Origin of the sequence: Anoxynatronum buryatiense, from assembly GCF_900182905.1 — a bacterium.
In the GTDB taxonomy this organism is placed as follows: Bacteria; Bacillota; Clostridia; order Peptostreptococcales; family Tindalliaceae; genus Anoxynatronum; species Anoxynatronum buryatiense.
In genome coordinates this window covers 200,838-222,947 of record NZ_FXUF01000002.1, presented here as the reverse complement: position 1 = coordinate 222,947, position 22,110 = coordinate 200,838, and the positions used below count along the sequence as shown (strand labels likewise).

General features: G+C 50.1%; 18 protein-coding genes. 2 read left to right on the top strand and 16 right to left on the bottom strand.

Annotated elements, in window-relative coordinates; all coding sequences use genetic code 11:
* Positions 1-259: 259 nt before the first annotated feature.
* A complete protein-coding gene (locus QOL74_RS03745; RefSeq protein ID WP_283408099.1) occupies positions 260-2,140 on the bottom strand; it encodes an ATP-binding protein in 1,881 nt (626 codons plus the stop codon).
* A gap of 217 nt (positions 2,141-2,357) precedes the next feature.
* Here QOL74_RS03745 and QOL74_RS03740 point away from each other — a divergent pair, with 217 nt between their 5' ends.
* Positions 2,358-2,762 (top strand): DUF2177 family protein, encoded by a 405-nt coding sequence (locus QOL74_RS03740; protein ID WP_283408098.1) that lies wholly within the window; start codon positions 2,358-2,360, stop codon positions 2,760-2,762.
* A 9-nt stretch (positions 2,763-2,771) separates the two neighbouring features.
* Here QOL74_RS03740 and QOL74_RS03735 read toward each other — a convergent pair whose 3' ends face one another.
* The 6 genes from QOL74_RS03735 to QOL74_RS03710 form a co-directional block, all read right to left on the bottom strand.
* Entirely contained in the window at positions 2,772-4,952 is a 2,181-nt protein-coding gene (locus tag QOL74_RS03735) for a TIM-barrel domain-containing protein (RefSeq protein ID WP_283408097.1), read from the bottom strand.
* 276 nt (positions 4,953-5,228) lie between these two features.
* Positions 5,229-6,245, bottom strand: a complete 1,017-nt coding sequence (locus QOL74_RS03730; RefSeq protein WP_283408096.1) for an ABC transporter ATP-binding protein — start codon at positions 6,243-6,245, stop codon at positions 5,229-5,231.
* Positions 6,245-7,291 (bottom strand): ABC transporter ATP-binding protein, encoded by a 1,047-nt coding sequence (locus tag QOL74_RS03725; RefSeq protein ID WP_283408095.1) that lies wholly within the window; start codon positions 7,289-7,291, stop codon positions 6,245-6,247. Before QOL74_RS03725 ends, QOL74_RS03730 begins: the two co-directional genes overlap by 1 nt.
* A gap of 2 nt (positions 7,292-7,293) precedes the next feature.
* Positions 7,294-8,190 (bottom strand): ABC transporter permease, encoded by an 897-nt coding sequence (locus tag QOL74_RS03720; protein ID WP_283408094.1) that lies wholly within the window; start codon positions 8,188-8,190, stop codon positions 7,294-7,296.
* Between the two features lie 21 nt (positions 8,191-8,211).
* The gene (locus tag QOL74_RS03715; protein WP_283408093.1) at positions 8,212-9,183 is read right to left on the bottom strand and encodes an ABC transporter permease; all 972 of its coding nucleotides are present in this window, start codon (positions 9,181-9,183) and stop codon (positions 8,212-8,214) included.
* A gap of 162 nt (positions 9,184-9,345) precedes the next feature.
* Positions 9,346-11,031: an ABC transporter substrate-binding protein gene (locus QOL74_RS03710; protein ID WP_283408092.1), complete on the bottom strand. Its 1,686-nt coding sequence runs from the start codon at positions 11,029-11,031 to the stop codon at positions 9,346-9,348.
* A 420-nt stretch (positions 11,032-11,451) separates the two neighbouring features.
* On the opposite strand from QOL74_RS03710, the gene QOL74_RS03705 reads away from it, so the two are divergent.
* Entirely contained in the window at positions 11,452-13,056 is a 1,605-nt protein-coding gene (locus tag QOL74_RS03705; protein ID WP_283408091.1) for a methyl-accepting chemotaxis protein, read from the top strand.
* 3 nt (positions 13,057-13,059) lie between these two features.
* Here the strand turns inward: QOL74_RS03705 and QOL74_RS03700 are convergent, their stop codons facing one another.
* The 9 genes from QOL74_RS03700 to QOL74_RS03660 form a co-directional block, all read right to left on the bottom strand.
* Positions 13,060-14,046, bottom strand: a complete 987-nt coding sequence (locus QOL74_RS03700) for a hypothetical protein (RefSeq protein ID WP_283408090.1) — start codon at positions 14,044-14,046, stop codon at positions 13,060-13,062.
* A gap of 4 nt (positions 14,047-14,050) precedes the next feature.
* Entirely contained in the window at positions 14,051-15,055 is a 1,005-nt protein-coding gene (locus QOL74_RS03695) for a D-2-hydroxyacid dehydrogenase (protein ID WP_283408089.1), read from the bottom strand.
* Between the two features lie 274 nt (positions 15,056-15,329).
* Complete coding sequence (locus QOL74_RS03690; protein ID WP_283408088.1) at positions 15,330-15,920, bottom strand: nucleotidyltransferase family protein; 591 nt, start codon at positions 15,918-15,920, stop codon at positions 15,330-15,332.
* Complete coding sequence (gene yqeC, locus QOL74_RS03685) at positions 15,917-16,711, bottom strand: selenium cofactor biosynthesis protein YqeC (protein WP_283408087.1); 795 nt, start codon at positions 16,709-16,711, stop codon at positions 15,917-15,919. Before yqeC ends, QOL74_RS03690 begins: the two co-directional genes overlap by 4 nt.
* A 26-nt stretch (positions 16,712-16,737) precedes the next feature.
* Entirely contained in the window at positions 16,738-18,462 is a 1,725-nt protein-coding gene (gene ade, locus QOL74_RS03680) for an adenine deaminase (protein ID WP_283408086.1), read from the bottom strand.
* The gene (locus QOL74_RS03675) at positions 18,462-19,460 is read right to left on the bottom strand and encodes a xanthine dehydrogenase family protein molybdopterin-binding subunit (protein WP_283408085.1); all 999 of its coding nucleotides are present in this window, start codon (positions 19,458-19,460) and stop codon (positions 18,462-18,464) included. The genes ade and QOL74_RS03675 overlap by 1 nt, the downstream gene beginning before the upstream one ends.
* Positions 19,457-20,725, bottom strand: a complete 1,269-nt coding sequence (locus QOL74_RS03670) for a xanthine dehydrogenase family protein molybdopterin-binding subunit (RefSeq protein WP_283408084.1) — start codon at positions 20,723-20,725, stop codon at positions 19,457-19,459. Before QOL74_RS03670 ends, QOL74_RS03675 begins: the two co-directional genes overlap by 4 nt.
* Entirely contained in the window at positions 20,697-21,206 is a 510-nt protein-coding gene (locus tag QOL74_RS03665; RefSeq protein WP_283408083.1) for a (2Fe-2S)-binding protein, read from the bottom strand. Before QOL74_RS03665 ends, QOL74_RS03670 begins: the two co-directional genes overlap by 29 nt.
* Complete coding sequence (locus QOL74_RS03660) at positions 21,203-22,078, bottom strand: FAD binding domain-containing protein (RefSeq protein ID WP_283408082.1); 876 nt, start codon at positions 22,076-22,078, stop codon at positions 21,203-21,205. Before QOL74_RS03660 ends, QOL74_RS03665 begins: the two co-directional genes overlap by 4 nt.
* Positions 22,079-22,110 lie beyond the last annotated feature (32 nt).

Below are 22,110 nucleotides of genomic sequence, written 5' to 3'. Positions count from 1 at the left end.
CTGATTGTCTTTGATCAAACCTGGTTCATTGCACCACATCTCAAGACACAAAAATCCTTGCCGTCACGGGGGACAGCAAGGATTTGCCTTTTCGCACAAAGAAGCCTTCCTTTGCGCGAGAAAGGAAGGCTCAGGTTCTAATGGCCTGTTTGCGTTTCCTTACCAGTCTCACGGGACCAGTTTAAAGGACATATGGTTTTCACCAGTATAGCGGAAGCGCTGCTGTCTGTCAAGGAAAAAGTATCTGGCACGTGATCTGTCAGTCAGCCTGTTCCGGCATTTCGGGAAATGGAATGGTGCATGTGATGGCAGTCCCCTTCCCTGGCTGGCTTGCCAGATTCACCCAGCCACCCATAAGGGCTACAATGTGCCGTACAATGGACAGGCCCAGTCCTGTGCCGCCATAACGCCGGGTGGTGGAGGTTTCTGCCTGAACAAAAGGCTCAAAGAGACGGCTCTGCACTGCTTCGGATATGCCAATGCCCGTATCCATGACACGAAACACAATCATGGGTTCACCCTCATCCGCTAAAGGCTTCTCACTGACGGTTGCATGAATCAGCACTGTTCCCGCCTCAGTAAACTTCACTGCATTACTCACCAAGTTTGTCAGCACCTGTCTTAACCTGATGGGGTCACCCATCACCTGCCGGGGCACTTCTGAATCAATGATCATACTGAGTTCCAGCTCTTTCTCCCGGGCTCTCAGGGAAAAAGGCATCACTGCCGCTTTCATTTCTTCTCTTAAATCAAAGGGTATGTACTCCAGTTCCAGCTTTCCGGATTCAATGCGGCTGATGTCCAGGATATCATTAACGATTGAAAGCAAAGTATCGATCGACTGACGCATATGTGCCAGATACTCCTGCTGTTCGCCTTTTAGATCCGTCAGCTCCATCAACTGAAGAAAACCATAAAGTCCGTTCATGGGTGTTCTGATTTCGTGACTCATATTAGCCAGAAACTGACTTTTGGCAAGATTGGCCGATTCGGCAGCATCCCGGGCTTGCCGCATGGCTCTCTCCATGGCCTTCCGTTCCGAAAGATCGATCACCAGCCCTTCCAATGCCTCCACTTCGCCATTGTCATTGTAAATTGGAACCCCTTGCTCCCACACCCACTTTTCAGTGTTGTCTGCCATTAGAATACGGTATTCCGCCTGCATGGGTTTTTTTTCAGCCGTGGCTTCAACCCACGCCTCCCACAACTGATCCCGGTACTCTTCCAGAATTAAATCGCTGAAAGAGCAATCCCGGTTGCCGATGAGTTGATCCGGCGAATAGCCTGTCAGTATCCGGCAGCCCTCCGACACAAACTCCATGGTCCAGTGCCGATCATAGCGACATCGATAGGCCATCCCCGGCAAATTGGAAAGCAGCACACTTTTACTGCGCTCACTTTCCTCCAGCGCCCGAGCCGCTAAACGACTCTCAGTAATGTCCCGAATCACAATATTGTAACGCCAGCGGTCAAAGCTGTCCTGACGGCCAAGGTACACGGCCTGATACCATCGTTCTTCGCCAGTGTGCCAGGAAGCATATTCTGTGGACAATTTGGAATCATTTTGCTGCACCCTCTCCAAATTCTCCTGGATCTGTCGGGTGGTCACTTCATTAAAAACTTCAGGCACGGTTTTCCCGATGAACGTTTCCTTTGGGAAAAACAACTGACTCTCATCAGTGGTGTAGACACCCGTGAATCGAAGGGTGTCATCAATATCCAGCACAATGTCATTCAGTGCCGAAGCCACTGACCTGAACCTCTCCATTTGCTCCTTCTCGGCAGTGATGTCGGTAACATAGCAAATGAAATGGGGTTCTTCGGCAGGTATTGCTTTGATCCGATAGTAGCGCTCCAATGACGGCACATACTGTTCTGTTTCAATTGTTTTACCTTCCAGTGCCGCCTGGGCAAAAAAGCTAACCCAATCAAAATGGTCGGCCAATACTTCCGGTACCGCCTGGCTGAGGTGTTTACCCAGCACATTTTCTCTTTTTAACCCTGTCATTTCTTCGTAAGCTCGGTTTACATCCAAAAACACATAATCCACCGGCTGCCCATCAGCATCGCACACCATGCGATGATAAGCGTATCCCATAGGAGCCTGTTCCAAAAATGTGCGCAAATTCACCGTTTCCACTTCACCACATCCGTTTCAGAATTTCTATTGTACCAATGCGCCTGGCTTGGCTTCCAGAACGACGCAATTTTCGTCAGGTTTGTTTGCTGGCATTGATACATGCCTTATCTTTCAAACGAATGATTGACCGACACATTGCAGGGTATTTTTATCGGTAAGCCCCTCAATCAACAACCATGATTCTCTCATCTCTTGAACGATAAAGGAGGTTTGCTGTATGTACTGGTTCCGCTTGTACCTCATGGCCGTAATAGTTTTCTTTGGCATCGACCTCATCTGGCTGGGAATCGTCGCCCAGCGGTTTTACCAACAGCAGATTGGTTTTCTACTCAGTCCCCGGGTAAACTGGCCTGCGGCAATCACTTTCTATTTGCTGTACGTGGCAGGCATGGTTTTCTTTGCTCTGCGGCCTGCCATTGTCCAGGGAAGCTGGCAGACAGCTCTTCTAACAGGCGCTTTTTTTGGTTTTATCACCTATGCCACCTATGATCTGACCAATCTGGCTACCCTGAAAGACTGGCCGTTGCTGGTAACCCTGGTGGATCTGGCCTGGGGAACCACTCTGGGGGCCGCTGTCACCACTGTCACTTTCTTGATCACACGGGCGCTTCACTGGCAATAGGTCGACCGTTTAGTTGGCAGCATCTGGCACTACCTGGACGACTTGTTCCTGTTGCTTTCCTGCCGCATTAATCATCACCAGTTTCAGCACTTTGACTTTGACATGGGATGATGCTGCCACCTTCACCTGAAAATCTCCTGCTTTGTGGGTGATGGTCAGGTGAATTTCAGTGTAAGCACCTTCCCGGTGATGATGGGTGAGTCCGTCATCGTCATAGAGCACATAGCTGGCAGTATCGTCCACAAAAGCCAGTACCCTCATGGTGGAGAGATCCATTTTTTCCACACTCATGGCCGGCTCTCCCAATACCAGTATCCTGTTTTTCCGAAGAAATATCAGGGTTTCTGCCAAATCAGCCTTTAGATAATGGTGCCCTTGTGGCACCACTTCAAGTTGACCGCCCGCTGGTCCTGTTGCTTTCCAGAGAAGCATGGTTTCAGGCAGGTAGACATGTCTTCCCCTGGCATTTTCCCGGTAAACGGGCGTTGCCATCAGAGACTCTCCCACCAGCAGCTGGTCATCAGTTAAGGCGGCCTGTTCTTCGGAATACTCGAAAGAGAGGGGCATGAAAAAGAGCCCGCTTTTTTTAGCTGCTTTCATGTATTCGCTGTATAAGTAGGGAATCAAGGCATACCTTAAGCGAATCACATCCCTCAATATGGCTGTCGAAGCTCCATCAAAGGCATAAGGCTCCTGGTGCCGGGTGTGAAGGGCCGCATGATTGCGAAACAGAGGTGTGAAAAGACTGAACTGACTCCATCGAATCATCAGCTGGGCATTGGCATTGTCACTGAAACCGCCGGTATCAGCGCCTGTATAAAGGATACCACACTGATTCACGGCGGGCATCATTTGAAGGTTTAGCAAAATATGCTCCCACCATGAATGGTTATCCCCGGTCCAGATGCCGGCATAACGCCCCTGACCCACAGTGGAAGCTCTTGAAAAGAGTAGAAAACGCTTATTTGGCTCCAGTTCTGCCAGTCCTTCTGCAGCCGACCGAGTCATATTGAATCCATAAAGATTGTGGATTTTGGCGTGATTCACCATCTCGCCCTTTACCTGGTGATACATTTGTTTATAATCATCAGGATGATTAAACAATGCTTTAAAAGTGTCGGTGAGATGGAAAAATGCATCAATATCCAGATTTTGTCCTTCACTATCCTTTGCCAGGTCAATGGCCTGCTGCAACCGCTCTTCTGTGTAAAAAATGGATGGTTCGTTCATATCATTCCAAAATCCTTCGATACCCTGGTCTGTCAGAAACTGATAGTGCAGTCCAAACCAGCGGCGGGCTTCCGGGTTCAAAAAATCCGGAAAATGGACCTTGCCTGGCCACACCGCGGCCACAAAAGGCTCATCTTTGCGATTGAGGCAAAAGTAACCCCGATCTTTGCCTTCTTCGTAAACAGGGTAGTCTGTTTCGATTTTGACACCCGCATCGATAATGGGGATGAGTCGAAATCCTTTTTCTTTCAGAGAGGCCACCAATCCGGGAAAATCGGGAAAAGCTTCCTTGTCAACTGTAAAGTCCTTATAGCGTTCCATGTAGTCAATATCCAGATAAATGGCATCGCATGGGATCTCATTTTCCAGAAAAGCCGCTGCCACCGCTTCCACTTCTTTGCTGGTTCGGTAACTCCACCGGGACTGTTGAAATCCAAAAGCCCATTTGGGAGGTATGTAACTTTCACCCATGAGCCTCCTGAAGGCAAGTGCCAATTCCTTGAGATTTCCCTCCTGAAACAGGTAAATATCCACATCACTCCCGGTGATGGTAATAATCAGTTGATCATGCCTGGTATATCCGATATCGTAAATCACTTTCCCCGGATAGTCAATAAATATTCCATAGGGCACTGCACCCTCCACCAGCAGAAAATTATGAGCACCATACAGGGATTTTTTGCCGGGGGTATGGATGGGGTCATCGGTGCAAAAGGATTCGTAAATACCGCCCCGTTTGTTCATTCCCCGCAAGTTTTCCCCCAGTCCCAATACCCTGGTATCGTCTGACAACGAGTCTGTTAACTGCAATCGATCATTTTCAAGGGATAGCTTCACCGGCAGTGACGGTGTTTTTTTCAGCAATGTTGTCTGCTCCCTGTCAAACATAAGGCTTTCTGTCTCAAAAGGGGTTCCAAAGGTCAACCACAGGGTTTGCGGGTTAATTTGACGTGTAATCATGGATTTTGCCTCCTCTTTCCACCTGTCCTTGTCTGCACCGTGCCTTTCAATACAATCCCGTTCTTATACTCATACGCCAGATCAAGCTTCTCTAATCATTTTGCATGAGTCTTTTCAGCTCATCAGACGAAAAAACCGCCCGGATAGGCGGCTTTTCAGACTGTAGATGTCATTAAATTAAGACAAGGGATCGGTAACGGGCAATCTTAGAAATCTTGTCATTACTATTTCGAAAAGGTGAGAACCCGCATTCACCAAAACAGGCGGTTTAAGTGCTTAAACGGATGAGCTTCCCCGGGGTTTCAAGGCTTCTTTTTCAAAAATGCAGGCATGATAGTGGTCTTCGCCCACCTGAGTGAAGCTGTGATCGCAGCGTGTGCAGGCTTCCTGGGCAAAGGGACACCGGGGGCTGAACCGACAGCCAACCGGCAGATTGATCTGATCCGGTGCCTCATCATCAATGATGATCCGTTCTTTCTGATAGTCAGGATCAGCCACCGGCACTGCAGACAGTAACACCTGGGTGTAAGGATGCCGGGGGTTGGCCACGACTTCGTCCACGGGGCCAATTTCCATGATTTTTCCAAGGTACATGATGGCAATGCGGTCGCACAGGTATTTGATGGTGGAAAGGTCGTGGGATACATACAGCATGGTAAGGCCCATATCCTGACGCAACCGTTTCAGGAGATTGAGAATATCAGCCCGGATGGATACATCCAGCATGGATACGGGCTCATCTGCCACCAGTACCTTCGGCTCCACCACAATGCCCCGGGCAATGGCCACCCGCTGACGCTGACCACCGGACAATTCGTGGGGATAACGGAAGATAAAATGCTCTGCCGGTTTCAACTCAGCAATTTCCAGCACTTTTATCACTTTTTCATACAAGACCTTTTTATCCCGAAGGCCATGAATCCGCAGGGGTTCGGCAATGGTGTCGAAGACATTGAACCGGGGATTTAGGGTTTCGTAGGGATCCTGAAAGATCATCTGCACTTCCTTGCGGAAGCTTTTTTTCAGTTTTCCATCCTTCACATCCAGAGGATGTCCGTCGATGGTGATGCTGCCCTCGGTGGCATCCTGAAGGCGCACCAGAATTTCACCTGTCGTGGTTTTACCAGAGCCGCTTTCACCGGCCAGTCCCAGGATTTCCCCTTTATGAATGGTCAAGTCAATCCCATCAATGGCTTTGACAAATACTTTTTCTTTGCTGAACATGTCCTTCAAACCCTTGTTCACCGGATAGTACTTTTTCAGATCCTTGATCTGTATCAAAGGTGTTCCCATTACGACACACCCCGCTTTCTCTCTTCAATCATGCGATCCCGCACCAGTTCCCAGGTTTCCCTCTTTTTGCAGGCTTCCCGGAAAGATTCTACTTGATCATTGTAATGACAGGCCGAAAAATGACCCGGCGCCACTTCTTCCAGTTCAGGTACCTTGGTTTCGCAGGTCTCTGTCTTAAAGGGGCAGCGCTCCTGGAACCGGCAGCCATTCTGTTCATCCATCAGGTTTGGCGGTGCGCCGGGGATGGAGATCAGCTCTTCGCCAATTTCATGAATGCTGGGAAATGCATTGTTCAGCCCCAAAGAATAGGGGTGTGCCGGGGTTTTGAAGAAGATCCGGGTGGGTGCTTTTTCCATGACTTTACCACCATACATGACAATGATGGTTTCGCAGGTTTCAGAAACAACGGAAATATCGTGGGTAATGAGGATCATGGAGCTGTTGATTTCTTTCTGAATCTGTATGATCTGTTGCAGTATCCTGTCCTGCACGACCACATCCAGGGCGGTGGTGGGTTCATCGGCAATGATGAGAGATGGATTCAACGTTAAGGCCATGGCAATAATGGCCCGTTGCTTCATTCCGCCGCTCATCTGATGGGGAAAGCTTTTCAGACGCTTGGCCTCCAGCCCCACCATACGAAATACCTCGATGGCCCGGTCAGTGGCTTCTTTTTTTGTCATTTTCGTATGGGTCATGATGCCTTCCACCAGCTGATCTCCCACGGTATACACCGGATTCAGGGCGTTCATGGCGCTTTGGGACACCATGGCGATTTCATTGAGCCGCAGCTGGCGAATTTCTTCATCAGATTTGGTCACCAAATCTTCACCTTTGAACAGCATTTGGCCGGTGCTGACGCTGCCGTTTTTGGCCAGTAACCGCATGATGGATTTGGCCAGGGTGGTTTTGCCACAGCCACTTTCGCCAACCAGGCCCACGCTTTCGCCCACTTCCAGGCTGAAGGAGACGTCGTCCACCGCTTTCAGCACACCGGCTTCAGTGGTGTATTCAATGCTTACGTTTTTAACGTCCAACAGGGTCACGGTTATCGCCTCCTTAATCTGGGATCAACCACTTCTTCCAGGGCTCTTGCCACAAAGAAGATGGATAGTAACAGTAAGACAATAGCCACACCGGGTGCGGTGATCCACCACCAGGCCACACGTGAGTTACCCGTCGTGAATACGATGTGGAGAATCTGGCCCCAGCTTGGCACAGTAGGGTCACCAAACCCCAGGAAAGCAATGCTGGCTTCTGCTGCAATGGCCCAGTTGACCATAAAGGCCATCTCCAGCATGATCAGTGGCACCACATTGGGCAAAACATACTTAAACATGATGCGTGGATTGCTGGCACCAGCCACCCGTGCTGCCTTGATAAAGGGTCTTTTGGCAATGGACAGTACCTGTGACCTCACAAGACGTGCCACTGTTCGCCAAGAGAGCAGGGAAACTGCCAAAATAATATTCCAGATGCTGGGTTTCAGAACTGCTGACAGGACAATGACAAAGGGGATAAATGGAATGGCATAGAAAAAGTCAACCACCCGCATGATGACGGTATCCACCCAGCCACCATAGTAACCTGCGATGATTCCCACGACGGACCCCACCACGGTAACCAGCAGCGCTGCCAGGATCCCCACCGTCAATGCGGTTTTGGTTCCCAGTACCACCTGAGAGTATATATCACGCCCCACATCGGTGGTTCCAAAGGGGTGAGCCGCTGATGGAGCTTCAAGGCGTCTGATTTTTCCATCTTCATTATAATGTCTGTCCCGGGGCCCATAAGGGGCAATGATGTCGGAAAAAGCAGCTACGCCGATGAAAAACACCAGCAACACGACGCCGATCAGGGCCAGTTTATCCCGTTTTAGATTTTTGAAAAAGAGCCGAATAACGCTCTGGCTGTTTGCTTTTTTATGAAGGGTTGCCGTACTCATGCATTCACCTCTTTTCGCTGATTATTTGTATGAAATCCGTGGATCAAGCACTGCATACAGCATGTCTGCCACCAGGTTCATGAACATAACCATGGCAGAAATGATGATAAAGCAGCCCTGGGCCAGGGGATAGTCGTGTCGGGTAACAGCCGTAACAATTTCCCGTCCCAAACCCGGCCAGCTGAATACCACTTCGATCAGCACCTGCCCGCCAATGGCAGAACCAATGAACAGGGCTCCAGCGGTGACAACAGGCAAAAGGGCGTTTCGGGCAGCGTGGCGATACAATATAATGCGCTCTTTGATGCCTTTGGCCCTGGCCATTTCAATGTAGTCTTCCGACATAACCTCCAGCATGCTGTTACGCATAATCAGCAGGGGTGTTGCCACAAAGTATAACCCGGCCACCAGAGCAGGCAGCACCAGGTGTTTAAGAAAGTCTGTGTTTAAGAATACTTCTGAGAATGTGCCGCCGCCGGTACCAGCTGTGCGCATCCCCTGCGCCGGGAACCAGCCCAGACGTACTGAAAATAGCAAAATCACCATCAGCCCCACCCAAAAGGTGGGTGCCGACCGGAAGATGAGGGATATGGTAATGCCCACAGATTCCAGTGGGGTACCCCGTTTCCAAGCCATCCAGGCACCTCCAAAAATACCGATGACATATGCAAACACCATGGCGGTGAGCATGAGAATCAGCGTGGCTGCCAGCTTTTCTCCGATGATTTCCATGGCTGGCCGATTGTAAAAGAAAGAATCGCCAAAATCAAGTTTCACCAGGTCTTTCATAAACACCTGGTATTGCACCCACAGGCTGTCATGCAACCCGTAGCGCTCCAGTAGCTGCTGCCTTGCTTCAGCTGGAATGGACGGGTCAACCACAAAGGCCGTGGGATCACCAGGCATGGTGCGAAACAGGAAAAAAATCATGGTGGAAACCAGAAAAATCATTAACAGCATCACTGCCAAACGTCTCGCAAAATAACCTAACAAGCTTTCACCTTCCTTCTTTCTATCGTGGTTTTCAATGCTTAAATGCATGTAATGCCAGACAAAACATGAAAGCCGCTTTTTCCGGCTTTCATGTTTGTCTGATTATTTATGTTTGTTAATTTTTATGCATACTGATTATGTTGATTCCTTGGAGAAGTCAGCCTATTCCACCGGCATACGCAGACGGCCTTCGCTGTCCCAGGTAAAGCCGGCTTCTGCCAGGATTTCTCTGGCCCGTTCTGGGTCATAGGTGTCGTAAATAAGGGCATCCGGATTATGCCAGAACTCGTTGGCTTCCACAATCACCAGTCCGCCGCCGCCGCGGGCACCGTAACCGTTCAGGTGTACATCCAGAGCCAGATCGTAGTCTGTGACGTGGGCCACAGCAATACGAAATGCCTTGTTGTTGAAAGGTGCGCGGTCAAGATTCATTCCCAGATAGAAGAAACCAATGTCTTGGGCTTCTGTCAACTCAAGGTGATCATACTTGCCACCTTCATTGTTGGAAATCTGTTCGGTGTGAGCCGGTACCAGGTCATAAGAAACAATGTCCACAGTACCCAGTTCAAGAGCAGTCAGTACGCCTTCAGGTGAAGCAAAGATCTGGAAGATATAACCATCGATGATGGGTTGTTCAAAATAGTCATCAAAACGGGAAACCACTAATTCTTCACCCGTTTGGAAACGCTCCATTTTGAAGGGACCACTGCCAATGGCTTCCATGTTGGGATATTGTACCGGGTTTTCAATGTCTTCCCAGATGTGCATGGGCAAAATGGGAATTTGTGCCAATGTGTTGGTGATAAAGGGTGCGTAAGCGTATTTCAGGTTGAAACGCACGGTGTTTTCATCCATGATTTCGATGGTGTCGATGGGTGTCAGGAAGGAAGCAAAGTACTCCACGTTTTCGTTGATAAACAGTTCGTAGGAGAACTTCACATCTTCCACGGTCACGGGCTCACCGTCATGGAAAGTCATTCCCTGGCGCAGTTCAACATCAATCACGTCATCAGCCACCACGTCCCAGCCCACAGCTGCCCATGGTACAGGTTCGATTTCCGGTGACAAGCGTACCAGCTTATCGTAGATAAGGCGCAGGTTACGCCATCCGTAGACACTTTTTGAGCTTAAGGGGTTAATGTCGTCAATATTGACGTTACTGGCCACTGTAAGTACTGTTTTGTCTGTCAGCGGTCTGATGGAGAAGGGAGTCCATTCGTTAAACAGACCTTCACCAGGGATATTGATGACATCAGCAAATAATTCCTTGTTGTATGTCTGCATGTTGGCTCTGGAGTACAGGGTTACCTGTGGTACATCCTGTCCAAGAATTTCCTGGGCTTCGAACACAATCTCACGACGTGCGTCGATGTCCATTTCCTGACGCTGGGCGTCAGCCAGAGCATCAAATGCCGGATTTCGATAACGGTTGGTGTTGTTCCCGCCTGGTTCAGCATTATCGGAATGATTAATGGAGTGGATGAACATGTCAGGATCCAAGCGCTCCACACGGCCAGACCAGCCAATGGTGTAAGCGTCAAAATCACTGTCTTCTCCATACAAAACATCCAGCAATACGGCAAAGTCCATGGGTTGTGCCACAGCGTCCACACCCAGCAGGCGCAGTTCTTCGGCAATTTCCTCGGCCATTTCATAGTTCACCATGTTGGCTTCCGGCAATGAACTGAGCAGTGTGATGGAAGGAACAATTTCACCCATTTCCTCATCGGGTATGTCCGACTCTGTCGGTGCAGCAGGGGCAGATGCTCCTCCACCGCCGCAAGCGGTCAACAACAACACTCCCACCACCAGTAAACTAATCCACATTCTCTTTTTCATTAAATTCATAGTACTCCTCCTTTGTTTATATACATTGATGCATAGCTCTAGGCTCATTCCAATTTACCACCATCGGCACTTTCTGTCAATTGCAAAGTCGTTCAATATTTGCGCAATTTATTTTATTGCTCTTCTCGTGATTGATATGGCTCGTTTTGATGAATAATAGATTTTTTGACTTTTAACAATCTTGAATGATGTGTTATCAAAGGACTTCTATTATTGTTCGAAATCGCGTTTAGATAAAAATCGCAATCACCACTTGAATAATTGCCGTCATTTTTTTCACAAATGACTTCATCGTGTCATGTACGCTTGGTTTTTGGCTCATGTTATTAAACGATTTTAAATGTTTCATTTTTAACAAAGCAGGAGATTCTCCGTTACTGTCGAATATCTTATCAAGACATCTATTCAAGGAGGTTTCCTATGGAGAGAAAAAAAATCAATCCCCTGCTGGTCATCGCATTAATTGCCCTCATCGCCTTCGCCACGACTTTACTGTTGCAACCAGGTTCGCTGCTGAATCTCAGCACTGCTTCCCTGACAATTTTACTGCTGTTGGCAGTTAACCGGCAGCAGCATGAAGCAGCCCGGCTTCTCATGAAAGAAATCAAGCCGCTGACCCAGGGTCGGTTAGCCCACCGCATCAAAGGGACTGGCACCACCCGGGAGTTGAGCCGCAACATTAACCAGTTGTCCCTCAACACCAAAAAAATACTATCTGAAATGGCCGCCATGTCACAAAAACTCTTTGTCTTGTCTGATGAACTGCAAAGCAACATCCGTCAAACACAGCAATCCTCCCAGGAAATTGCCGTGTCCATCAATGAAGTGGCAGAGAACGCTTCCAAGCAGTTCGAGTCACTGGAAGAGGCGCGCACCACAACAAGCCATATGATTCAAAAAGTTGACGCCATCAACCAGCATGCAGAAACCACGCTGCAGACTGCCCAGGGGATGATTCAGATCGTCGAGAAAAGCAGTCAGGTATTCGAAGCACTTATTCAAAAAATGAACGAAAATGCAACGGCAAACCAGCAGGTGACTCATCAGATCACTGCACTGGAACAGGAAGCCCGTCGTATTTATGAGATCTCTGCCGTTGTTTCCGGGATCAGCGAAACCACCAATCTCTTGGCGCTGAATGCGGCCATTGAGGCAGCCCGGGCCGGTGAGCATGGGAGGGGGTTTGCCGTGGTGGCAGACGAAGTGCGCAAACTGGCAGAACAAACCGCAACATCCACTTCTGAAATTCAGACCCTTATTGACGGCATCACGACTTCCATCGAGACAATTGCCGGTTCCACCGGTGCCGCTGCCCAAAAAACCGCTCAGGACATTGCCTTTGCTGATGCCTCCAAAGCTTCTTTTCAACAAGTGTTGTCTTCCACCCAGGAAACTTTTTCTGCAGTCAATGACATAAAATTGCTGGCTTCCGATACAGCCGACCTGTCCCAGCACACCAGTCAGCTGATGGATCACATTGCCGCCAGTACGGAAAATGCCGCTGCCTTTACGCAGGAAGTGTCTGCTTCAGCAGAAGAACAATCTTCTTTAATGCACGAAGTCATGGAAGGCATTCACCGAATGCACGAAGATGCGGAAAGCATCGACGCCTATTTGAATACTTTCATCGGAAATGTTGAGTTAAATGCAGACCAGCGAAAAGGAATCGATGGTGATTTTAAAGTGTTAAGAGAAACAGCAGGTCAGGTGGCGAAGCAACAACTTCCACTTTCCAAAGCTTCTCCTTTGCTGAAAGAGGTTCAGATGAAAAACGCTCAGTTTGAAAACATCGGACTCATTGAAAAAAGCGGCCTGATGGTGGCCGCTAACATTGATTTGCCTGATGAGCCCCTTGAATACAGTCATCGACCATATTTTATTGAAGCCATCGCAGGGCGTGATTTTGTCACAGACCCCTATATCTCTAGTGCCACTTATCACTACTGTGTTTCACTGGCTGTTCCAATCAAGGCCGGCACGGGTGAAATTATCGGGGTACTGGTGGGCGATTTATCCATTGAGTAGCATTTAGTCCCGCAGGTTCATTTTGCTTTTCTTCATTGCCATCAACACCACCACCGTCACCAAAATCAGCACAGCCAGTACCAATGCTGCCGGTATAATCAACAGAAGGATATAGGGGTTGCTGAGAATCCTCAGCAACCCTGATTCCGGTTTTTGGCGATGATACATTTTGAAAACCAGGTCTTGATCTGGCAGCGTTTCAAAATAGCCTGAATAGCGTTCTGCTGCCCGATCATAGACAAGGGGCAAACTGCTTGCCAATAAAAATGGCTGCTCTTCATGGGGAATAACGGTGACAGTCAGGTCTTCAAAAGACTGCCATCTGGAAGCCGGACGAAGAAAATAGGCCACCAGCGAGCTGTACTTCACCGTCTCAGAACGATCCTGAGAGGTTCTGACTGTATACTGTACCTGTATTTCCCGGACTTCGCCAGGGGCAAAGTCAACGTCATAGGCAAATGCACCCACGTGAATTTCACCGCTGTCAGTCTTATTTTCAGATGTTGTGGGCAGATCACCTTTATTTTTCATGACTTCGATGATTTCATCCAGTGTGGTTGCCTGAAGGTGCTGCACGTATTCTTCGTAGGCCGATCCGTCACCCCGCATGTAGTGATTCATGGGAAGATTGAAGAGATGATGCGCCTCAACAGGAATGGATTCACCGTCCACCTGAATCACGACATCCTCCAGTGAAGCATGTCCATGAACCGAGGTGAAAGGAAACAACATTCCCTGCCGCAGTTCCTCATTTTGTTGGTTCTGCATGCGGTAGGTGGCTGTTATATGAGCCGTAAAACGGCCTTCCTGGCTTAAATCAATCACCAGATCTTCTTCAATAACGGCAAGTTTGCTTTCATTGTCGGCCATGATGGAAAACACCGGATCTTCATTATAAATAACAGGGCCGGCATTTCCATGGGCCTGAACCGGAAGTAACAAGATCAGCATCATGAAGCAGACTGACAGTATCTTTAACAGTCGTTGCATTTTTTCACCTCTCCCTGAAAACAGGATGATTCACCAAATGAATGGGATCTCCTGCCAGGTAATGTTTCAGATTTGCAGCTGCCAGCGCCATCAACCGCCTGCGCGCTTCAATGGGGGCCCAGGAAATGTGTGGGGTGAGCAGACAATTGGGTGCTTTTAACAATGGGTTATCTTCCCCGATTGGCTCAGCAGAGACAACATCCAGGGCGGCACCGGCAATACGGCCCTTACTCAGGGCTTCTGCCAGATCTTCCTCGACAATTAACGGCCCTCTGGAAGTATTGACGATGCGCACAGAAGGCTTCATCAACTCAATGTTTTTCTGATTGATGATTCCCCGGGTTTCAGGGAAGAGGGGACAGTGGAGGCTGATGAAATCCGACTGTTGAAAAAGCGATTCCAGCGATGAAAAGGTCAGACTTTCTGATTCCTTTGCTTTGTCAGGCCGCGGGGTATGAACCAGCACCTTCATTCCCAGTGCCTGAGCAATGCGTGCCACTGCCTGGCCGATTCTTCCAAAACCAATAAGTCCCAGAATCTTTCCATCCAGTTCAATCAAGGGGAATTTCCAAAAACTCCAGTCAGGGTTCTGTGACCATTCACCGGCGTGAACCGCCTGGCTGTGATCGCCTACATGATGGCACATCTCCAGCAGGAGTGCGATGGTCATTTGTGCCACCGCTGCGGTTCCATAGGTGGGAATGTTGGTCACTGCCACCCCCTGCTTTTCTGCAGCTGTCACATCCACAATATTATATCCCGTTGCCAGCACGCCAATGTATTGAAGATCAGGCAGCTGTTCCATCGCCTGGGCTGTCAGGGGTGTTTTATTGGTTAAAAGCACCTGTGCTCCCTGGGCCCGCTCCACAACGAGAGCCTGAGATTCGTGCGCATCGTACCCTGTTCGCTCATACACCACCAGTTCTCCGAACTTCTCCAGCGGCTCCCAGTCCTGATCTCCCGGATTCAATGCGTAGCCATCCAATACCACGATCTTTACCGGTTTCATCAATGCACCTCCCTGTTTATTGCCCATGCGAATAGCCCTGCCTCCCATGGACTGCTTCCGTCGTCGTCACTGACCTCACTATCACCGCATTTTATCATGATTTCATCATCCAAACCTCATACTATCATGACTTATCATATCATTTTATGCCACATGCCACATGTGTTTTTTGTATTATTCTCCCTGTCTGCAATCATGAGTGCTCTTTTTCTGAAGAGGCGTTTTCAGAAGAAGCGAAAGAGGCAGTTAACTTCACGGGATTAGCAACTTTTCATCATTTTTCTGACTTCAGTTTCTCCGTGAGGTCCACATATGATTCCCAGGTGTCCACATCTTTTCCGGAATAAGCGTCTTCAACATTCGCCATGATCACTGATTCACCATGGGATTCCAGCAATACCCGCCCACCCTGGTCTCCTGACAGTTGCATCAGCAGGGGCCAGAATTCGGATGGAAAAAGAACAGGGCTGCCTCGTTTACCCTGGTAGACGGGTACGATAATCTTTTGAGGCTGCTGCTCATGTTCCTGAATCAGTTGATTGAAAATCTGAGGCCGAATCAGGGGCTGGTCTCCCATGACAAAAAAACAGGCATGACTTGCAGGGTGAAGGTGCCGGATTCCCAGCTTGATGGCCTCACTCTGACCCTGATGAGCCCCTGGATTAAAAACTGACCGGCTCACCAGTTCGGCAACTGCCTCTTTTACCTGGTTTTCCCGATAAATCAGCAAACTTTCATCGACGCAGGAGGCCTTCACTGCCTGTGCCACCCGGCGGATCATGGGAACCCCCTCCACCGGTAACAATAACTTGGGCTGCTTCATGCGGGTCCCATATCCCGATGCCAGCAATATGGCAGAAATCATCGCCTTCCCCCCCATAATAAGCGGTACTCTGTGGGATGAAGCTGTGCCGTCACCACGCCTTGAACTCCACCGTCACTTTTCATCACCTGTTCAGCCAGGTTAGCCGCCATCAGACGTCGTTGTACCGTATCTGCCTGGTTGAGCAGGACGATTTTCGCCGCAGCAGGCGGAGCATCTTTAAAGAGTCCTTTTTCATGAAAGATCAGTCGTCTCAGATGATCAACTGAAATCCCGTCACCTGGCTGACTCTCTGTCACACGACAAAAGGGGTCCAGCCGGTGAACGCTTTCAACGCTCACCGGTGCACCCATTGCATTTAATCCAATGACACCAATCACCATCTTTGTTGACACAGGAATCACCGGTTCATGATCTGCCGGTGCTTTCACAGGCCTCTTTCGGGAACCATCGGCTTCCACCAGCAGCGGCACGCCTGAATGATCTTCCATCCATCTGCTGACTGCGTCCAGCGAAATTCCTGTCAGCTTATCACCACCGGAGTCACCCCTTTGAATCCCACTTCCCCATACCATGATTTGCGGATGGACAGTCCCATTTTCCATTTTAATGGGGAAGCAGCGTGGAAGCAGTGTGGGGTGGATCCATTGATGATCCACAGGTTCTTTTTGGGGAACATACATGGCGGTGGTGGTGATCACCATCACCGCCTTCCCCGCAGCCCGCAGTTCTGCCGCCAATGTGAACATGGCGGTGGTTTTACCGCCGGCGCCCACAAAGGAGATGACAGGGATGTCTGCCTGTTGCAGATTGAGCAAGTCTCTCAAGGCCATCATCATCGCCCCTTTGATTCTGACGCTTACTCCTTAACGTGAATATCCATGAAAGCAAAAGCGTTGACATCAAACAATCCCATATCTGTCAGTTTTATTTCCGGAATCACCGGCAGCGCCAGAAAAGACAGCGTCATAAAAGGATCAATGTCGTGGCTGACGCACAGTTTTTCATGGGCCAGCCGGAGCATCGCCATCAGTTGCCGGTTCACTTCTTCCAGGGGTGCGTCTGACATGAGTCCTCCAATGGGAAGGGGAAGAGTTTGCAGGACCTCCCCCTGGCTGCAAAGGGTAATGCCGCCACCTGCCTGTCGAATGGTTTCGACAGCCAGAAGCATGTCGGCATCGTTGTCACCAATCACAATCAGATTATGGGAATCGTGCCCAATGGTGGTGGCAATGGCCCCCTGCCTCAGCCCGAAGCCTTCCACCAAACCCAGTCCAATCTGTCCGGTGGCATGATGGCGTTCAATAACGGCCATCTTCAGTATATCCAGGCTGCGGTGATAGGCAAAGCAGCCTTCTTCCACATTGACTTTTCGCACGGTTTTTCGGGTGACCAGGCTGTGGGGCAGCAACTGGATCACATGAACAATGTCTGATGAAAGCGCCAATTTCAGCTGTTCTGCTGTCAGTGGCGGTAAATGAACCGTTTGACTGACCATGTTGTTTCCCTGAGGTCCTGACTCAAAGAGGGCTTTTCCGTCACGGGCCACCAGTTTGCCTTCCCGAAAGACCTTTTGTGCATTAAAGTCCCTGAGATTGTCAAAAACCACCAGATCGGCCCGGTATCCGGGTGCCACCGCTCCCACCCGTTTCATCCCATAGCATTCTGCAGCGTTGATGGTAGCCATCTGTATGGCGGCCACAGGATCAATACCTTCTTCCACAGCCATTCTCAGATTATTGTCGATGTGACCTCGCTGCAGCAGGTCTTCAGGGTGCTTATCGTCGGTACAAAACAGGCAGCGCCGCAGGTTCTCCCGATTCACCACTTTCACCAGCTCTTTCAGATTTCTGGCAGCTGACCCTTCCCGAATGAGAATATACATGCCCAGACGCAGGCGTTCCAGCATTTCATCTGCCGTGGAGCATTCGTGTTCGGTCTGAATACCTGCTGTCACATAGGCATTCAGCTCCTTTTTTTCAATGATGGGCCCATGACCATCCATCACCCGGTCGCCGGCGCCCACAATTTTATCCAGAATAGCTGCCTCTCCCCCAACCACTCCGGGATAATCCATTAATTCTCCCAGTCCCAGCACCCGTTCTTCGCCATAGAGAGGTGCCAAATCGTCAGCTTTCAGAACCGCCCCTGCATTTTCAAAGGAAGTGGCCGGTACACAGGAAGGCAGCATCACCCGAACATCCAGAGGAAGTTCTTTGGTGGCCTCAAGGATGTAGCGTATGCCTTGAATACCCGCCACATTGGCAATTTCATGGGGGTCTGCCACCACGGCAGTGGTCCCCCGGGGCACCACTGCCCGGGCAAACTCCGCAGGTGCCACCATGGCCGATTCAAGGTGAACGTGACCGTCAATGAGTCCTGGTGACAGATAGGCCCATTCCAGGTCCAGCGTTTCCCGGCCCTGATAGTTGCCGATGCCGGCGATCAGGCCGTCTTGGATGGCAACGTCACCTTTAACGATTTCTGACGTGAACACATTGATAATTTGGGCGTTTTTAAGAACAAGGTCTGCCGGTTCCCGGCCGGCAGCCACATCAATGCGTTTTTTCAGCGCCGTTTTCATCAGATCCCTTCCTTCCCCTCATGTTGCTTGAGTGCCACCAGCAACCGGTCTGGCGTCACTGGAATCTCCGTCATCCGAACACCAACTGCGTCATAGATGGCGTTTAAAATAGCCGGCGCCACCCCCAGCATCACTGGCTCGCCAATCCCTTTTGCCCCGAAGGGTGCGGTGGATTCAGGCGCTTCCACGATGATTTTTTCCAAGTCGGGCAAATCCATGGCAGTGGGAATCAGATAATTGGAATAGCGGTCATGCTTCATATGGCCCTGCTGCAGGTTCACATCTTCCATCAGCGCATACCCCAGCCCCATGGCAAATCCACCATCCATCTGCCCTTCAATGAGTTTGGGATTCACGGCCCGTCCCACATCCTGGGCACAGACAGCTTTCACCACTGAGACTTTACCTGTATCTGTATCCACTTCCACTTCCACACCATATACGTTGAAGGTATAGGGCCAGTATGGGTTTCCCTGACCGGTTTCATCATCCAGCCGGGTGGTCATGGCGGTGAAGCTGTCTTCCACCCGAAGCAGTTCCTGTCCCTTTATCATGGCAACTTCCCGGTAGCTGAGCGTTGCAGCAGCATTTTCAGGATGAACCAGCTTTCCTGAATCCATGGAAATACGGCCGGGTGTTGATACCCCCCAGTGCCGGGCTGCCGTTACTTTCATTTCTTTGAGCAATAATTCGGCAGTGCGTTTGATGGCATTACCGGTGTTGTAGGTCTGGCGGCTGGCAGCTGCTGTCCCTGCATCCGGGGTTTCATCAGTATTTTCACACACGAAATGAATGCCCGACAAGGGAAGCGCCATCACTTCCGCAGCGATTTGACTCAAGACAGTCTTGGCCCCCTGTCCCACCTCAGTGGCCCCCACGTAAACAGTCACTGATCCATCCCGTTCCAGTTGGGCGATGGATCGGGAAACATCCGGAAAACCATTCCCATAGCCAGTACCATAAAAGGTGCATCCTATCCCTTTTCCTTTTTTTTTCATGGTGACACCTCCCGAAGACTCTGTTTCAAGCCCAATTTTTCTGCCACCGCCTCCAAACATTCCACCAGCGGTACACTTTCAGAGAGGGTTTGGCCTGTGGCAGTCACAGAACCTGGTACGAAGGCGTTTTTCAAACGAATTTCCAGGGGACTGATCCCCAGTAGCTCTGCCAGTGCATCCATCTGCATTTCATGGGCAATGGGAATCTGTGTCGCCCCAAAGCCCCGCATGGCTCCTGCATAGGGGTTATTGGTGTAAGCGCTGTAGCCGTCCACATGCACATGGGGAATCACATAGGGGCCGGTGGCATGCACCCCTGCTTTCCGCAACACATTAATGGCCCAGGAGGCATAAGCACCAGTATCTGAATAGATGGTCACCTGAGTGGCCAGCAGGTTGCCTTCTCTGTCGGCGCCGGTTTTCAGGCGCATCACCATGGCATGCCGTTTACTGTGAGCATAGAAAGACTCTTCCCGGCTGTAGGTGGTCTTCACCGGCCGTTTCAGATGTTGAGCCGCCAATGCCAAATGAATCTGCATGGTCACATCTTCCCGGCCGCCAAAGGCTCCACCCACCGCCGGATTCACCACTTTCACCTGTTCTGTTGGAAGCGCCAGGGCTTCTGCTATTTCCAGCTGATCAAAATGGGGATACTGGGTGGCGGCGCACACCACCACCCGCTCATCTTCTTCCATGTAGGCCAGTCCTGACTCTGGCTGAAGAAAGGCATGATCCACCATGGGCGTCCGGTATTCCTGTTCCACAATGGCATGACTCTCCTGGAACCCTGCTGCCACATCGCCACGGCGCAACTTGAAACGATAAACCAAATTTCCCTGTTCATGTACCAATGGAGCTCCCGGCTTCAATGCCTCCTCAGGGTCAAAGACAGCTGGCAGATCTTCGTAGCTCACCTGAATGGCGTCCCGAGCGGCAGTGGCTTCTTTTTCTGTTTCTGCCACCACAAAAGCCATGGGGTCTCCCACCCGCCGTACTTTATCCCTGCAGATCACTTCATGATCTTTGAAAAGAACGCCATGGGCATTATGAGGCACGTCTGATGCTGTGAAGATGCGAAGCACCCCCGGCATTTGAGACGCCTGTTCCAGATTCAGGGTGAAATGAGCATGGGGGCGGTTGGAACGCAGGGTTTTTCCAAATACCATGTTGTCCATGTAGATGTCTTCAGGGTAAAGGGCCTTTCCAGTGACCTTTGCCTTTCCATCCACTCTGATTTCATTTTGTCCCACGACGCGCAGTGCCATGGCTCTCTCCCCCTTCTTTCATGGTGTCGGCAGCCTTTTCAACGGCTTCCACAATTTTATGATAGCCAGTGCAGCGGCAGAGATTTCCGGAAATACCTTCCTGAATATCAGCTTTTGATGGAGTGGGGTTTTTGTCCAGCAATGCTTTGGCAGAAAGCACCATTCCCGGTGTGCAAAAACCGCATTGAACGGCTCCTTCTTCCAGAAAAGCCTGCTGAATGGGATGCAGTGATCCATCTTCACTGTCGAGGGCTTCGATGGTTTGAATGGATTTCCCATCCGCCTGAAACGCCATCACCAGGCATGAATTGACGATGGCCCCATCCATGATTACCGTACAGGCGCCACATTCACCTTCTCCACAGCCTTCTTTGGTGCCAGTGAGCTTCAGATTATTGCGAAGCACATCCAACAATCGCTGATCTGCCTCCACTGTCAGGGTCATTTCTTTACCGTTAACCGTCAGTTGAATCGTTTTCATGACTGTTCCCTCCTTAATGAGGTTTTCAACGCCTGAGACAGCGCATCCCGGAAGACACCCTGCACCGCTTGTCTCTTAAACGGCAGTGTGCTTCTGCCGGCCAATCGCTGGGCAGTTGTCTTTTCCAGTACCTGTGCTGCCTGATCAATGATTGTTTCGTCAATCACTTGCTGCTGCAGGAAGGCTTCCACTTCATTTTCCCGCTGGGCTGTCAGCCCAAGAGCACCACTGGCCACCCGAGCTTCCAAACAGCGACCCGTTGCGTCCAGTTTCAGATATACCGCCATGGAGAGCCGGGCAATGGCCAGAGCGTTTCGAATGCCCAGTTTGCTGAAACCAAGCCCTGATCTGTCTTCCAGTTTTCGGAACCATACCCGTTCCAGCATTTCTTCCGATTTTAGGGCTGTTTTTTCCTTGCCGACGAGGAAATCCGACAAGGGCAGCAGACGGCTTGTTTCCTTTGATCTCAAAACGGTCATGGCTTCCATTGCCAAGAGGGGGGGAAGCAAATCGGCTGCAGGAGAGGCATTACAGATATTACCCCCAATGGTGGCACGGTTTCGGATCTGAGGCGATCCCACTGACCGGGCAGCTGCGGCAATGGCGCCTAGATCCTTCTGAAACAGAGGGTGTTCCTGAATTTCACTGAAAGTAGCAGTGCTTCCAATGTGGATTTCCTGCCCCTGTACTTCGATGATACGCGTTTTATCCATGGATGAGATATCAATGAGTACAGCGGGGTTCACATGCCCCTCCCTCATTTTTATGATTAAATCAGTTCCCCCCGCCAGTAATTTTGCCTGATGGGTATGCTGGTGCAACAGTTCGAGCGCCTGTTGTATTTCATGTACCTGGTAGACTTTCTGAACCAATGCATATCTCCCCTTTCAACCATTGCTTCTTT

Coding starts and splice junctions, on each gene's coding strand:
- QOL74_RS03740 (WP_283408098.1), top strand. CDS start 2,358: ATGTACTGGTTCCGCTTGTACCTCATGGCCGTAATAGTTTTCTTTGGC.
- QOL74_RS03735 (WP_283408097.1), bottom strand. CDS start 4,952: ATGATTACACGTCAAATTAACCCGCAAACCCTGTGGTTGACCTTTGGA.
- QOL74_RS03730 (WP_283408096.1), bottom strand. CDS start 6,245: ATGGGAACACCTTTGATACAGATCAAGGATCTGAAAAAGTACTATCCG.
- QOL74_RS03720 (WP_283408094.1), bottom strand. CDS start 8,190: ATGAGTACGGCAACCCTTCATAAAAAAGCAAACAGCCAGAGCGTTATT.
- QOL74_RS03710 (WP_283408092.1), bottom strand. CDS start 11,031: ATGAATTTAATGAAAAAGAGAATGTGGATTAGTTTACTGGTGGTGGGA.
- QOL74_RS03705 (WP_283408091.1), top strand. CDS start 11,452: ATGGAGAGAAAAAAAATCAATCCCCTGCTGGTCATCGCATTAATTGCC.
- QOL74_RS03700 (WP_283408090.1), bottom strand. CDS start 14,046: ATGCAACGACTGTTAAAGATACTGTCAGTCTGCTTCATGATGCTGATC.
- QOL74_RS03695 (WP_283408089.1), bottom strand. CDS start 15,055: ATGAAACCGGTAAAGATCGTGGTATTGGATGGCTACGCATTGAATCCG.
- QOL74_RS03690 (WP_283408088.1), bottom strand. CDS start 15,920: ATGATTTCTGCCATATTGCTGGCATCGGGATATGGGACCCGCATGAAG.
- yqeC (WP_283408087.1), bottom strand. CDS start 16,711: ATGGCCTTGAGAGACTTGCTCAATCTGCAACAGGCAGACATCCCTGTC.
- ade (WP_283408086.1), bottom strand. CDS start 18,462: ATGAAAACGGCGCTGAAAAAACGCATTGATGTGGCTGCCGGCCGGGAA.
- QOL74_RS03675 (WP_283408085.1), bottom strand. CDS start 19,460: ATGAAAAAAAAAGGAAAAGGGATAGGATGCACCTTTTATGGTACTGGC.
- QOL74_RS03670 (WP_283408084.1), bottom strand. CDS start 20,725: ATGGCACTGCGCGTCGTGGGACAAAATGAAATCAGAGTGGATGGAAAG.
- QOL74_RS03665 (WP_283408083.1), bottom strand. CDS start 21,206: ATGAAAACGATTCAACTGACGGTTAACGGTAAAGAAATGACCCTGACA.